The following is a 14,046-nucleotide window of genomic DNA, read 5'->3' as shown; positions in this document are numbered from 1 at the left end:
TTTAATGAGATAGGCGGCAGGCAGGACGTTTTCCCTTTAACACGCTCGGGTCATGGCTCGGTGATAGCGGGCTTACCGTGCCGTGGGGCGCTCTGTCGGGCAGAAAACCCATGCCCGATTCGACCCCATCAGCACGGTCTCCCTTTAACACGTCTGGTACTCGCTTCGGTTAAAGCTGGTGATTTGCAAGGCGGCTGCACTGTCGCGCCGGCGGGCTCTCCCGCTGTAAAGGCGCGATTCGCATTCAGGCCTTTATTGGTCGGCCTGAATGCGGATTAATCGATAACGAGGGAACAACGTAGAGTTCAATCAGAACCGGTAACCGACGCCGACGTTAAAGCCGTTGATGGAATATCTGTCATTGTCATTATCCTTCGCCCTCGAGCCTTCATAGCCTATATCCACGGTAATATTATGGCGCGGATTTATTTGTATCCCGGCGCCATACATAAACCCAGTGCTTTTATCAGTACTGCTACTTTGATCTGTTTTGTTTTTACTACCATGCGTAACGGACCATACATTATCAGAGAATTTATCAAAGCTGGCCCCTATTAAGGTGTAAACACTGACAAATTCATTAAAACGGTAAGCTGGGCCAGCCGACAGGCTTAAATATTTGAATTTTGTTTTCTCGAATCTACTATCAAAACTGTGCCGTTCTTCCTCAGTATGGCTTGCACCCATATACGTCAATGAAGAAATGATGCTTACAGGGCTATCCCACTCATAGCGGTATTTGGCATTCACCCCTTTTAAGCTGGCGCCATCTTTAATCTTACTCTGTGCATAACCCATTGAAACCGTATGGTTACTGTCGGCCAGGGTGTTGAAGGTTGTTCCCAGGGTGGTGCAGGCTAGCAGCGCTAAACAAAGCTTTTTCATGATGTCATCCTTATTATAAAAATCCACGTTACTTATTATGAAGCAGGTCTAGTATTTGTTATTTCATCCGCGGGATTATCCTGACGTAATGACGAGATAAAAGCGGCAACAGCGATCTTCGAAGGCAGATAATAAATATAAATTTTTAAAAAATCTCGAAAAAAATGAACTATCAGGAATTTTAGTGCTGCAAATGAAATTTGTTTATCAACGGTAGAGATAATGCTCTGTTAATTATTTTTAATCAAAGTGATATATTTTTTAATAAAATCATAACTGCATGTATATAAAGTTCTCTTCGGCCCATCGATAATAATAAATATGAAAGTGGCGGCAGTCACAGTGCCGATAGGTTCACCCGAATGCCCCGTGACCTCATCCGTTAATCCTGGCGCATCTTCTCTTGATCCCATACGAAACAGGGCTGCCTGAACCCGCAGAGAAGGCTCAGCCGATGAAAAGATGAAAAGAGGGAGGCCGCGGGGCAAGGGCGCTCACCGTCGGAAAATGTTGTTTACAAAATTCGGAAAACTCTCTCGACAGCGGTAACAAGATTTTTTATAGTGGACGTTAATTATTTTCTGCCACTCCACCGAATACGAGGAAAGTTATGAGCACAGAGCAAGTAGCGGCATGTCTGAAGAAGGGTCGCGGGCGCCCAAAGCAGTTTGACCGTGATTCCGCTCTGGATAAGGCGCTGGAGATGTTCTGGCGCCATGGCTATGAAGCTACCTCGATGTCCGATCTGGTGGAGGCCACCGGTGCCAAGGCACCGACGCTTTATGCCGAGTTCGGCAATAAAGAAGGGTTGTTCCGGGCGGCGGTGGAACGTTATGTCATCAAGTTCGCCGAGAAGGGCAAGGCGTTGCTCGCCCGTCCGGATTGCACCGTCGCCGAGGCGGTGGAAAACTTTTTCCGCGCGGCCGCCTCAATGTTTACCGATAAGAGCCTGCCGTCGGGCTGTTTCATCATTTGTACCTCGGCCGCGCTCTCCGCATCGTCCGAAGAAGTGGCGCAGATGTTGAAATGCCGCCATCATTTGCAGGAAAACACCCTGAGGGATTTTCTGCAATCCCGCCAGGCGCTGGGCGAGCTGTCCGCCGACGCGCCGGTGGCGGCGCTGGCAAAATATCTGGCCGGTACCTTGCAGGGCATGTCGGTGCAAGCGCGCGACGGCGCTACCCAGGCGGATCTGGATCTCATCGTTTCCACGCTGATGGCGGTATGGCCGCATCTGGTGAACCTGAGCGCCGAGCGCTTACAACCGCTGCCGGTAGCGGTGGCCGAAGAAGCTTGAACCTCGGCTGGGCCGGCGTACCCGGCCCGCGATTGTTTGACGGCGTCCGTGCCCCATGATTCAGTCAACCACTCCGTGGCCTGAACCCTGCCATGGTTCTCATGCCAATGATTATGCCGCAATCAGTTTTTGCGCCAGCGCGTTCAGCTCCGCCGGCGGGTTATGGCCAATCAGCATATAACGGTGGCCTCCCGTAGCCCAGTACACCACGTTCATTCCGCGCAGTACTTCATTTTCCGGCCCGTCTTGCCGGCCGTCGCCGGCGCGGGTTATGCACAGCGCCAGCGGCCCGTGCCTTTCATCCAGATAGGCAATTTGCGCTATGGGCTGTCTGTCGTAGCTCAGCAGCCGGGCGAACTTCAGCTCGGCGCCCGGCAGGCTGAGCCGCCCGGGATCAAGGGATAATCCCAGCCTGGCGCCGACGGTCTTTAGCTGCTGCTGCTGCAGGTCCGGCGATGTTGCCGTATCCGCGAAGGTTTCGTCGGTATAGAGCGACATATATTCCGCCACCAGATCCCGCCAGTTATCCTGATGTCCCGCCGGTGTGAACAGTCCGAACGACAGCCGTCCGCCGAGGATGCCCACCGCCAGGCCGGCCACCGCCGCCGCCATCAGATTTCTGCGACTGATGCCGCGACCGGCGGCCGGCGCCGTTATCGGCGCCCGTCCGTCCGGCCGGTCTACGCCATTTGCAATGCTCAAGCCATCATGACTATCCACCAGGCCATTCGGATTACCCGAGCCATCATGCCTATCCAGGCCATTCGGATTACCCGAGTCGTCGAGCCCATCCCCGTCATGCGGAATATCCAAGCCATCGGGCCGGTCTAAGCCATTCGGGCTGTTTGCTTCCGTCAGACTCTCCAGCCTGGCCCGCAAACGCGCCGCCGGCGCCTGATTGAGCATAACGGCGTAAGCCGCACTGAAAGGCAGGCTGGCCTGGTCCAGCAGCGACAGCCGTTCGGCGAGCTGGGGATCGTCGCCGAGCCGCTGTTCAATCTGTCGGCGCTGGTCGGCATCCAATTCATTATCCAGGTAAGCCACCAGCAGTTCATCGGTCAGCGGCGGAACCAAGGGGCGTTTTGTCATACCTTGTCGCCCTCCACCTGGGGCCGGGCCGATGATATGGCGGCGTCTTTAGCCAGCGTCAGCCGGGCGGCGGCCAGCCGGCTCATAATCGTGCCGATGGGCACGGATAGGGTCTGTGCCGCTTCCTGATAGGTAAACCCCTCCACATAGACCAAAAAGACCGCATTGCGCTGCGCCTCCGGCAATTGGTTGACGCGGGCCATGATTTGATTCGCCCAGATATGACTTACCGAATCCGATTCACCGCTGTGTGCCGTCACCTCGTCTATATCGACAAATCCTTGCCCCTGGCGAATCTGCCGCGATCGGATCTCGTTGATCCAGATGGAGTGCAGAATCGAGAAAAGCCAGCGGTCCAGCGCCGTGCCGGCGGTAAATTGCCCGGCACGTTCCATAGCCCTTACACAGGTGGACTGCACCAAATCATCCGCTATATCCGGTTTGCGGGACAACACCATGCCGTAGCGCCATAAGCGCGTCAAATAGTGCCCCAGCTCGTCGCGGATATCATGGGTATCGATGATAGCGATCTCCTGCCCCAATTCAGTGTCTCGGCAGATTATAGGAACAGCTTTTTCCAGAATACAAGGACCGGTTAAGGAAGATAACATAAGGTGGCGTTTATGCCTCGGGCCCGTCAGGATTCAGGGTGGCCTTGGATGGCGTTGGACAAATCGCGATACTCCTCGCAGCCGGTGCCGCACAAGGTTTTTATGGTGGCCAGCTGTGCTTTGGCCAAATCGGGCCGGCCTTTGATCATCCAGGCCTCGCCCAGGTACTCCCGTACCTGGGCATAGTGGGGGTCCAGGGCGATGGAGCGCTGATAATAACCGATGCCTTCGTCGGTGCGGCCCAGCTTGCGCGTAGCATAGCCGCGATAGTTCCAGGCCTGGGCGGTATTAGGTTGTTTTAAGGTGTCCAACACCGCCAGGGCTTCCTGATAACGCTTGGCTTTCGCCAGGGTATAGGCGTAGCGGGTGCGGTCGGCGTCGGAGATCATACTGCCTTTATCCACCATGCAGGTTTTGGTGCGCGAATCATAAATTTGTCCTTTCGGGCAGGTGGGAGTGGTTGATGAATCGTCCCCCATGGCATGACTCAGGCCGGATATCAGCAGCAGGGCGCCTCCGAGCAGCAGTGGGAAATGTTTGGCGGCGGCAATTGATGTCATCGGTTTCAACATGGCGATATGTCCTTTTGTGGAGTGGATTTCAACCCCACCGGCCGATAATGCGCCGGCGCGGGCCGCAGGTACTGATTTTTGGGTATGTCTATCCGGCTCCGCCTGGGCGGGGCTGGCAATCAGGGATAAATGCCGGCATGCGTCGCCGGCGGACGGGCGGCGTTATTCCGCCGGCGGCATCATTCTTCTCAGCGTGTCGTCACGCAGGACGTAGTGGTGAAACAAGGCAGCGCAGGCATGCAGGCCGGTCAGGATAATGATGGTCCAGGCGGTATAGAAATGCAGCATGCCGAAAGTTCTGCGCAACATAGGATCAACGTTGAATATATCAGGTACGGTAAATAAGCCGAAAAACATGAAGGGCTCGCCCTGCGCCCAGCGGAAAAGAAAACCCAGCGTAATTTGTGCAATTAATAAAAGATATAACGCCCAGTGGGTTAATTTGGCTAAACGATGCATCAATAACGATGAAGAGGCTGCGGGTAATTTTTTTCCAGCGGTCGCGCGCCAAATGAGGCGGATAATAATTATCGCCGCCAATGCAATGCCGAAAGAAATATGTAGTGATTGTAGTGTTTTCCGCCAAAATGTTCCGCGCTCAAGCTGTTCCCATATTTGCGAGCTGGCAAAAAGAAAAATCACTATCAGCGCCGTTACCCAATGCAGGGTTAACGTTAATTTATCATAATAGTGTTTCACGGTGCTGGTTCGTGCGATGGAATTCACTGACATACTATCATCCTATTCTCATGGTTTGCATACCGAGTAAACACCTCGTAAGAAGATTTTATTCGGTCTTTTTTGAAAAATAAATAATGCCATATAAATCATATAATTGAATTATTTTATTGTTTTTTTACCTTCGGATGGGTTGAATCCTGGCGTAAAAAGCACCAACCTTATCAGGCCCGACACCCTATTTAAAGGTATGGCCGCCATGATTAATGCACGACCGGTTTTACTCGAGGTGACTCATATAACCGAAGAAACAGACTCTGATGAGACGGCAACGCTTGAACAAATAGCGCTGTCCCTGCAAAGAATAGAGGCATCGCTGGCCTCGAGGCAGCGAGAATTAAAGTTATTGGAATCCATTAACGCTTCACTGAATTCTTATACGATAAATATGATATTAGGCGTTTTTTTTCTATTGGCTTTTGGAACATTGGCACTTTATTTTTTCAGCGATCGGCTTTTTTCGATAATGCAGGTGATGCAGGATTTACCTCTGGTGACGCGATAAAGATGTGCGCACATTCCGGCGATGAAATTTCGGCCAGAATGGCGGTTAATGCCACGGTCTGATTAGCCGGCATAATGGTCTCGAAACGCCGCTGCGCCGCCTGCCATAGCGGCTGCGATGCCGCCAGTTTATCCCGCTCCGCCGGGGTAGGCCTCAAGGATTCGCGCCATGATGGGAGAACGTACACAGCGTTTTGTTACTTTGCGGCAAACCGCGGGAGATCATCCGTGGATCCGGGACGGTATCCACGCCATGTAGGGGCCGCGCATCGGACTGAATTGATACCGCCAACCCGGCGGGACGTTGCCCTTGAGGTATCAGCAAGCGAAAAGGGTAGATATTGGCAAAGACGCCACCAAGGGCATTGTTGGTGGTAAGCCGAATCATGGCCCGCTGCTTTGAAAAAAGGGTTGGACCGAATCCATTACGTCTCTCTCTTTCAAAAACGCGATGGTCCGGTCCCGGCTGATTCAAAATATAAATTAATAATGATTAATGTTCTAAAATTAAAAATTATTGATATTGACGTTCACGGTGCAATGATCCCGAAAAATGTTTTGCTCGATAAAAAAAATTCCACCGTGGGAGAAAAGGTTTCATCGCCATATCTGTTTGTCTGGCCGTAATAGGATTGATTATAAAAGTCAAAAATCCAATAAACCGGGTCATCAAATGTCACCAAAATTGGTTCGCTGCCCCCTAGATATACGGCTTGACGCATATCATTGTTTAAGCGCACTGATATGACATCCCCAACTGAAAAGCTGGCATCAATAGGTATCAACACAAAAATACCATATGCCGCTTCAATCTGGGCCGTGGTGATTACGCCGTTAACCGCTTGTGGTAAAATCGGTGGTGAAAGAGCCATATAAACTCCTTGATTTTTGGTATTTATACAAAAAGGGTTCACCTATCTTTTAAAATAATCAGTATTAAGCTCAATACAGAGCTTACATTTTTTTCCATGATAAACAATGATATTTTTTGATAGCAGGCTTTTCTTTTTTTGAGAATAACAATTTTCGAACACTTGAATGCTATAAAAGGGAGACATTGCTAAATAAGAGAATATATTCTTATGGGAAAGCTTGTCATTGAGAAAGAGTAATATTCAATTGTTAACATAAACTTCGGTAAAAATATAGTTTTCAATTATTTGCCTGAAAAATAAAATTTAAACCGGGCTAAGAAGCTTTTGCCATGTTTTTGCTTCGATGCTCTTTCACCGGTAAATCGGCAGGCCGGATGCGAGGCCATCAGCCTGTACCGGGGGTCTTGACGCGAGAGCCGATGGCGGCCGATGACTTCGCGGCGGCGTCAAACGCCATCCATAACAAACAACGCCGCCACGATGACTCCTAAGCGTTACCGCGCGCGGCCCGGTATACGCACAGGTTGACATAGGTTGCTTTCAGCAGCGGCACCGACAGCGCTGCGCGGCCGGCGATGTCCACCAGATCGCCTATCACCTGGTCTGCTTCTATTTCGTAGCCCTGCATCAGGTCGCGGTACATGGAAGAGGTTTGAACCGATTCTTTCCGGGTTAACAGGTCGATGGTCTGCTGTATATACTCTTCCCGCCGGACATAGCCCTGAGAAACCAGCACCGCCAGGACTTCGTTTATCACCCCGCGGGCAAATGCGTCGCCTCCCGGCGCGGAGGCTACCTGGCCGATATTACCGCGCATCAGGCAGGTAATGGCCCCGAGGCTTGCCAGCAGCAGCCATTTTTCCCACATCTCGCTGATGATATTCGGCGACAGGCGAGCATTGAAACCGGCGCCCTGGAAAAAGCGATCCAAACGGGTGATGCGCTCAGAGGCCGCGCTGTCCAGTTCTCCATACGTCAGTTCATGCAAACTGCTCAGCTGTACGATTCTCCCCTTATCATCCAAGGTCCCGGCTATTTTGCACAGGCCGCCGATAACGGCGTTTTTGCCGTAGCGTTCCGCCAGGACTTCAAGGTGCTTCATGCCGTTGAGAACGGGCATAATCAACGTGTTTTCATCCACTGCCGGCCTAAGGGCTTCTAATACGCCGTCCAGGCTGAACGCTTTGACCGCAATCAAAATGGCGTCGTAGGGCCTGGTTATCTCTGCGGCTTCCGTCACCTGGGGTTGCAGCGCCAGCTCGCCCGACGGGGTGATAATACGCATCCCCTCGGAACGCAGCGACGCCGCGCGTTTACCACGCACCAAAAACGTCACGTCACGTCCTGCCAGCGCCAGCCGGCCGCCAAAATAACCGCCGGTGGCGCCGGCGCCCACAACCAGCATACGCATGTTGTTATCCATATTGTTTTCAGCAATTAAGTGAAACAGCATGGGATTAGAATAGGGGCATATGCCAGTATGTGTCCAGCGCTTATCAGTGGCGGTTCAGCGTGCGGATTGTCCTATGCCTCACTTGATGCGGATTGAGGGCATTATCGTCCGCGTCGGGTGATATTGAAATGAACACTTTTGCCGGAAGCGGGCCGGTTACCCCTTGCTTTAAGCTTTAGCAATAAATATTAAAGAAACGGTTTTCCGGATGATAACATTTCACTTATTTCATACTAATATCTTTAAGAAAATATGAATTTTAACGATCTGGTTGTTATCTGAAACCAAACTGATATCGTTCATCAAAAACAGTCCGGCAAGACTATACAATTTTTCAAACTCTTAAAAAGAACATAATCATGCCGGGCTGGCTATCTTTTGACTATTTCCCTTCATCGACAAATAGACTGACCGGGAACGGTAAACATCACTTGTGCTGAAGTGCTTGTGGCGGGATTCGTTCCAAGTTCAATATTAAGAATGACGACTCCAGGAACGGTATTTGTTATTGGTATAAAAGCATTTCCCGTAACATCTGTGACGACAAATTGAGGATGTTGGGCTTGACCGGAAGCCGTCAAACGCAGCACTTGCCCCGAGGAAGGATATCCACTAGCGTCATATAACGTGGCTCTGACGATATTTGTTGAAACGCCATCGGCCAGCGCGTTATTAGCAAGGACCGTGGCCGTGAGTAAGCTGTTTTGCTGCAAGCTTTGAACTATTTGGAAATCAACTCTTTCAGATATTGACGAATTACCGGCAAAATCCTCCGCCACATAAAAAGCAAAATGCGGTCCCACGGTCGCTACGCTGGCCGGGAACAGAAAGCTTCTTGGTAAACCCGGCAGTGTTTGTATAATGAAACTGACTAGCGGGAAGTCGTTACTAGAAAAAAATACATGGATAATGTCGTTGATCTCTACGTCGGGATAGAGAGGCACCTGTAAGTAAAGACCACCGGCAAGATCGATTTGAATGGTATGGATTACACCATTAAAAACTTGCGGAAGCAGCGGAGGACGCAAGGTAAAAAGAGGTCGAGTACAGGGATATGCTGATGACATATAATCTCCTTAATTTCATATTTGCTATGATCAACTTCAAAATTTTTTATTTTATGTAATTTCGTTTGGAGTGTACTTTCAAAAGTTTATATGAATATTACCTGCAAAAAAATTATTAGACAATGTTGTTATTTACGTGAGAAGTTGCGAAAAAAAACATTTTTATAATAATGTTATAATATTATTTTTTTACTATAAACCCGTGGGTATTGTGTGCCAATCATTGGGACACAATACCCATAATTGCAACTAAATCCTAAACCCGAGTATGGCATGGGTAGTCGTCAGCGGGGTTACAAGCAGTCTCCGGCGTGACGTTTCCAATTGAATTGGGCGATTCCGCATTATCTGAATGTTCTAACAGCAAATTTTCTTGTTTACCGAGTATCGCGGGTATGGAGAATATGCTATCAGTTGGCCCGTGGTCAACTACAGTCACGAAGGTATATCCTGAATTTGCAGCATTGTAATAAGGTGCATATCGGGAATAAAAGTCGGCGCCAGAACCGGTTTTAAGCGGTTTTATATATGAGAAACCATCGCCAAGAAATAAAAAGTCCGTTGGCCGACCTGAGGCGCAAACAGTACCCGCTCCTGAATATATATGTGCATAATTTACGCCACAATCCCAAATATAATTATATGTCCGGCTGAGTGATACTTCATACACATGTCCTTGTTGAAAATATATAGGCCCAAATAACGTACTCACTGGAACATACTCTCCTACCCATACTTCATATGAAGGAAAAGTAATGGGGTAGCTGGGAACGAAATTTATGTCTACATTTGTTTGAACGTTATAGTCAGATTGCAGAGAAATAATGACGTTCATTGACCCAGGGTTAATAGTGGAAATATATATGCTGGCCTCACCAAACGGATTGGTCGTGACGGTATTCGGGTAAGTGGCGGCGCCGCCGACGTAAACTTGCAGCACTCTGCCGCCGATTCCTGCCTGCGTTGCGCTATTCACCAGTTTTGCCACCACCAGATTAGTGGCCTGGCCATTCGCGGGCTGGTTATTAACCTGAGGCGTGGCGGACAGGCTATAACTGATAGGCGCTTCAACGAAATTCAGCACCTGAGAATTGGTCACCGTGTTATCTGTGATCAGCGTGGCGACAATTAAAACACGTTCACTGATGCTGCTGGTAACAAACAAACTGGATATCCCGGCGGCATCTGTCTGGACGAAAGGATCACTTAGGCCAACGCCGCCGGAATCATAGTGCGCAAAAGTGATAAACTGGCCGGATACCTGCTGACCCGTCATGCTGGAGAGAATGTAGATAATCTGGTTTCGGTCGGAACCATCAGCATTGGCATCATTCTGTATGACTTGGGAATTTAGAACATAGCCGCTCACGGAAGCGCTTTGAACTACTGTGAAAGAGGCGGGGTCAGATGGACTTGTGTTACCTAACCTATCGGTGGCTGTATATTGCATAATATTGCTTCCTATAACAGCATATCTGCCGGGGATAAGGAATTGGTGGGGTAAATCACCAATATTTACAATATCATAAGTAATGACTAACGAACCGTTGAAAAATATTCTAACGGTGTCATTTATTCTCAAATTCCCGTAAGAAGGAATGTCGACAATTATACCACCATCCGCGGATATTTTTGCCGTAGTAATAGTGTTATTGGTAAGTTGTGGTAAGGTAGGTGGTTGGAGTGCCATAAATCCCCCTCATATGCTCTAAAATATTTTGTAAATAATTAATGTTTCCCGAAAATATAAATATGTCCCTATTTATTTATAGTTTAAAATAAACTAATGATGCTATATCAAAGCCTGTAATATCAGCGGTAAATATTTTTTGGCCATTTGAATATTGTGACGCAGAGATAATATTTTCATCGCTGACCTACTCCTTTATGCGCTTAAAACTCAGTGCGGCAGGAATATACCGTTCATAAGTGCGTCAAAAAATAAAATTATGCTGAGTTGAGCATCATTATGTTCAATATTACCGGCCTAGAAAAATTAGGCAATGTTGTTATTTGCATGAGGATTGCTAAAACATAACATAAATATAGGAGAGTGGAAGCCATGTTATTCCGGGGCATCCATAACCTAATGTTTTCGCTCTATGATTTGATCGTAGTTGCCTGCTGGAATGATAGCCCCGCTTCGCCGGTCTAGCAGACAGTACAGCGGCTGGGCTTGGTTCTATCGCATATGCAAGCGTTAAGCATAATCGTTTACAAGCCCGGCGCTTTCCACATCGAGGTGGTGAGTCCGTTATCCACCAGCCCCAGCTGATCGGCGTATACCGCCTGCCAGCTGGCTTTCATTTGGCGATAGAGCTGGTGATTTTCCACATTCGGCTGATACTCCCGTTGCCAGCGCACCAGGCGTTCGCCGGTTTGGGCCAGGGAAGGGTAGATGCCGGCGCCCACCCCGGCGGCAATGGCGCAGCCCAGGGCGGTGGCTTCCTTAACGTCGGGCACTTTTACCGTCAGTCCGGTGACGTCGCTGAGAATCTGGCACCATAATTTGCCTTTGGAGCCGCCGCCGGCAAACACCACCGACTTGGGCTGGACCCCGGAGAAACGGGCTATTTGTTCCAGGTTGCAGGCGGACACGATGGCGGCGTTTTCCTCCAGGGCGCGGAACAGCGTTTGTTTATTACAGCGCTCCGGGTCGATGGAGAGATTGATAAAGGAGGGCGCGGCGTGATACCAGTTTTTAAAGCGCATGGCATCGGAAAAAATCGGCATGACGCCGTAGGACCCCGCCGGCACGCGGGCGGCCATGTCTTCCAACAGGCTGTAGGTATCCACTCCCATCCGCTCGGCAATCAGCTTCTCTTCGCCGCAAAAGGCGTCGCGAAACCAGCGCATGGTCAGGCCGGTGAAAAAGCTGATGGATTCCGCCTGCACCATGCCGGGGATGACATGGGGATTGACGCGGATATTCATGTCCGGGTCGGTGATGGGCGCGGGCAAATTGACCACCTGCTGCCAAAAGGTGCCCCCCAGCACCGCGGTTTGTCCCGGCCGGACGATGCCCAGTCCGAGGCTGCCGAGCTGTACGTCGCCGCCCCCCGTTACCACGGGCGTGCCGGCCAATAGTCCGCAGGCCTGGGCCGCCGGCCCGGTCACCGCGCCCAGCACGGTGCCGGTTTCCCGTACCGGGGAGAGCATATCGGCGCGCAGGCCGGCCATGTCCAGCAGGCTGCGCTGCCAGTCCCGGCTTGCCAGGCTGAGCATGCCGGTGGTGCCGGCGTTAGAGGGGTCCACCGCCAGCTCTCCGCTAAGCATATAGGCCAGCCAATCGCTTATCATGGTGAGCGTAGCCGCCCGGCGATAGACATCCGGCCGATGGTGGGCCAGCCATAACAGGCGCGGCATGGCGCTCAGGGCCAGGGTTTGTCCCGAACATTGATAGACTTCGCTCTCAAAACCGTTATCGTGCAGCTCCTTAAGCTCGCTTACTTCACGGCTGGCGCGGGCATCGACATTGGCGCAGGCCCAGATGGGTTTGCCCTGGCGATCGTAAAGCACGATGCCCTCGCGCATTGAACAGGCGGCCACGGCATGGATTTGCCGGGGTTCGATGGCGGCGGCGGCCAGCGCCCGCTGAATGCAGTTGCACACCAACTGCCAGTTTTTTTCCAGATCGAACGCCATGGAACCGGGGATGAGCGGATCCGCCAGATGCCGCCATTCCGCCTGGCCCACCGCCAGCTGATTGCCTTCGATATCAAAAATCACCGCACGAAAACTGCCGGTGCCGGCGTCCAGCGCCATAAGATAGCCGGAGTGAGCGGCGGGTGATGCAGGAGTACAGAGTGTCGTCATTGTCATTATCTCTGTGTCAGCGGCGCCGGAGCGCAGGATAAAAGCCGGGCTGCCGGGCGAACCGTCCTGTTTGATGAGTCAGAGCAGCGCCAGCATGGTTCGTACCGTGCTTTCCTCGGTAATCAATGCATTAATGTGTTTGCCCGCCAAAGCCGCCAGGATGGCCTCGGCTTTTTCCGTGCCGCCCGCCACGCCGATGACCTGCGGGATATTCGCCAAATCCTGTAACGACACCCCGATCAGCTCCTGGTGGATCGGCATGGCCTCGGCCAGCTCTCCGCTGCGCTGCATGAAATAACCGAGAATGTCTCCCACCGCGCCCTTGCGGCCGAACAGCTGTTGTTCCCCTTCGCTGATATAACCTGAACGCATTATGGTGGCCTCGCGTTTCTGGTTCAGCGCGCCGATGCCCACCACCGCGATATCGGCGGCGCAGGCGGTCAGCATGACGTCATGCACGCTGCGTTCCCGGCGGAATATGGCGGCGACCTCGGCGGAGGACGCGCGCAGCGGCGCCGGAATAATGCTGACGCTGCACGCGGCGTCCAACTGGCCGATACCGGTCATATAGGGGCCGACGCCGCCGGACAGCGTCACCAGCCGTACCTGCTGGGAACTGATAAAACCGCTCAAGTGCTGAAGGGTACTCATGGCGGTTTCGCCAAAACCCACCGCCAGCAGCTGCTGCGGCTGTAAATGGCTCATGATCACCTGGGCCGCCCCCACGCCGATGCGCCGGTTGATCTCACGCTGCGGCAACGCCGGCAGTACCCGGACATGCTGTAGCTTGAATCGTTCAAGCAGCACATTCTCCAACTCCAGACAGCCTTCGTAACGGGAGTTGATCTGTACGCGGATCACCCCCGACTGGCGGCCTTTCTCCAGCAGGCGCGACACTTTAAGCCGCGTCAGCCCCAGATGGTCGCCGATTTCTCCTTGGGTCAGGCCATCGTGGTAATAGAACCAGGCTATGCGCGCCAATAATTCGGATTCAGCCATGCCGTTATCCGCCGGGCCAACATTTTCGGAGCCCTTCATTTCACGACTGGTTTTTTCATGGCTATTTTTATTCATATAGAACACTTCTTAAAATTATATTCAATTGTTCAGTTTGCGGGAGAGGTGAACTGTGACCGGAC

At 51.5% G+C, this 14,046-nt stretch carries 14 protein-coding genes; 1 reads left to right on the top strand and 13 read right to left on the bottom strand.

Features of this window, described 5'->3' with window-relative positions; translation table 11 throughout:
• Positions 1-309: 309 nt before the first annotated feature.
• Positions 310-885, bottom strand: coding sequence for an Ail/Lom family outer membrane beta-barrel protein (locus ACL2XJ_RS04850; RefSeq protein ID WP_413725821.1), 576 nt, complete (start codon positions 883-885; stop codon positions 310-312).
• Positions 886-1,495: 610 nt separating this feature from the next.
• Between ACL2XJ_RS04850 and ACL2XJ_RS04845 the strand changes: the two genes are divergently transcribed.
• On the top strand, positions 1,496-2,182 hold the full coding sequence (locus tag ACL2XJ_RS04845; protein ID WP_413725820.1) for a TetR/AcrR family transcriptional regulator: 687 nt from the start codon (positions 1,496-1,498) through the stop codon (positions 2,180-2,182).
• A 111-nt stretch (positions 2,183-2,293) separates the two neighbouring features.
• On the opposite strand, the gene ACL2XJ_RS04840 is transcribed toward ACL2XJ_RS04845, so the two are convergent.
• From ACL2XJ_RS04840 to lsrR, 12 genes are all read right to left on the bottom strand, one after another.
• Complete coding sequence (locus ACL2XJ_RS04840; RefSeq protein ID WP_413725819.1) at positions 2,294-3,271, bottom strand: anti-sigma factor family protein; 978 nt, start codon at positions 3,269-3,271, stop codon at positions 2,294-2,296.
• Complete coding sequence (locus ACL2XJ_RS04835; protein WP_413725818.1) at positions 3,268-3,882, bottom strand: sigma-70 family RNA polymerase sigma factor; 615 nt, start codon at positions 3,880-3,882, stop codon at positions 3,268-3,270. Before ACL2XJ_RS04835 ends, ACL2XJ_RS04840 begins: the two co-directional genes overlap by 4 nt.
• A gap of 26 nt (positions 3,883-3,908) precedes the next feature.
• A complete protein-coding gene (locus ACL2XJ_RS04830; RefSeq protein WP_413726850.1) occupies positions 3,909-4,442 on the bottom strand; it encodes a tetratricopeptide repeat protein in 534 nt (177 codons plus the stop codon).
• A gap of 174 nt (positions 4,443-4,616) precedes the next feature.
• Complete coding sequence (locus tag ACL2XJ_RS04825) at positions 4,617-5,186, bottom strand: cytochrome b (protein ID WP_413725817.1); 570 nt, start codon at positions 5,184-5,186, stop codon at positions 4,617-4,619.
• Positions 5,187-5,635: 449 nt separating this feature from the next.
• On the bottom strand, positions 5,636-5,854 hold the full coding sequence (locus ACL2XJ_RS04820) for a hypothetical protein (RefSeq protein ID WP_413725816.1): 219 nt from the start codon (positions 5,852-5,854) through the stop codon (positions 5,636-5,638).
• Positions 5,851-6,084: a hypothetical protein gene (locus tag ACL2XJ_RS04815; protein ID WP_413725815.1), complete on the bottom strand. Its 234-nt coding sequence runs from the start codon at positions 6,082-6,084 to the stop codon at positions 5,851-5,853. The genes ACL2XJ_RS04820 and ACL2XJ_RS04815 overlap by 4 nt, the downstream gene beginning before the upstream one ends.
• 142 nt (positions 6,085-6,226) lie before the next feature.
• Positions 6,227-6,568, bottom strand: a complete 342-nt coding sequence (locus ACL2XJ_RS04810) for a hypothetical protein (RefSeq protein ID WP_413725814.1) — start codon at positions 6,566-6,568, stop codon at positions 6,227-6,229.
• 490 nt (positions 6,569-7,058) lie between these two features.
• On the bottom strand, positions 7,059-7,982 hold the full coding sequence (locus tag ACL2XJ_RS04805) for a ketopantoate reductase family protein (RefSeq protein ID WP_413725813.1): 924 nt from the start codon (positions 7,980-7,982) through the stop codon (positions 7,059-7,061).
• Positions 7,983-8,416: 434 nt separating this feature from the next.
• A complete protein-coding gene (locus tag ACL2XJ_RS04800; protein ID WP_413725812.1) occupies positions 8,417-9,091 on the bottom strand; it encodes an Ig-like domain-containing protein in 675 nt (224 codons plus the stop codon).
• Positions 9,092-9,347: 256 nt separating this feature from the next.
• On the bottom strand, positions 9,348-10,781 hold the full coding sequence (locus ACL2XJ_RS04795; protein WP_413725811.1) for an Ig-like domain-containing protein: 1,434 nt from the start codon (positions 10,779-10,781) through the stop codon (positions 9,348-9,350).
• A gap of 524 nt (positions 10,782-11,305) precedes the next feature.
• Positions 11,306-12,907 carry an autoinducer-2 kinase gene (lsrK, locus tag ACL2XJ_RS04790; RefSeq protein ID WP_413725810.1) on the bottom strand — a complete coding sequence of 534 codons (1,602 nt, stop codon included), beginning with the start codon at positions 12,905-12,907 and terminating at the stop codon, positions 11,306-11,308.
• A 78-nt stretch (positions 12,908-12,985) separates the two neighbouring features.
• On the bottom strand, positions 12,986-13,945 hold the full coding sequence (gene lsrR / locus ACL2XJ_RS04785) for a transcriptional regulator LsrR (protein WP_413726849.1): 960 nt from the start codon (positions 13,943-13,945) through the stop codon (positions 12,986-12,988).
• Positions 13,946-14,046 lie beyond the last annotated feature (101 nt).

Origin of the sequence: Sodalis sp. RH16 (assembly GCF_047324245.1) — a bacterium.
Taxonomy (GTDB): domain Bacteria; phylum Pseudomonadota; class Gammaproteobacteria; order Enterobacterales; family Enterobacteriaceae; genus Acerihabitans; species Acerihabitans ligni.
This window is presented reverse-complemented; position numbering and strand designations above follow the sequence as displayed.